At 59.3% G+C, this 263-nt stretch carries 1 protein-coding gene; it reads left to right on the forward strand.

Features of this window, described 5'->3' with window-relative positions:
• Positions 1 to 263: hypothetical protein (locus SB689_RS23385; RefSeq protein WP_410694438.1), on the forward strand; the 263-nt coding region annotated here is incomplete at both ends.

Below are 263 nucleotides of genomic sequence, written 5' to 3' on the forward strand. Positions count from 1 at the left end.
ATCCCTGCTCGGCCTCGCAGCCTTTCGCGTGCGTGTTAGCTATTCACAGCATGCGCGCACTGCCATCGCCGCAGGGAACACGATCGTGCATGCGAACCATGTTTCGCTTCTCGATGGCGTAATTGTGGCACTCGCGAGTCCCGCCCCTCTCGTATTTGCGGTGGATACCGATTTCTCGCGGCGGTCGCCCATTGCACGCTTCGGCTTCAATGTTCTTTCTCGTATCGGATTCGGGACGGTCGTACCCTTGGATCGCTCTGCGC

The sequence above is a fragment of the Chryseobacterium sp. SIMBA_038 genome (assembly GCF_046535115.1).
Taxonomy (GTDB): domain Bacteria; phylum Bacteroidota; class Bacteroidia; order Flavobacteriales; family Weeksellaceae; genus Chryseobacterium.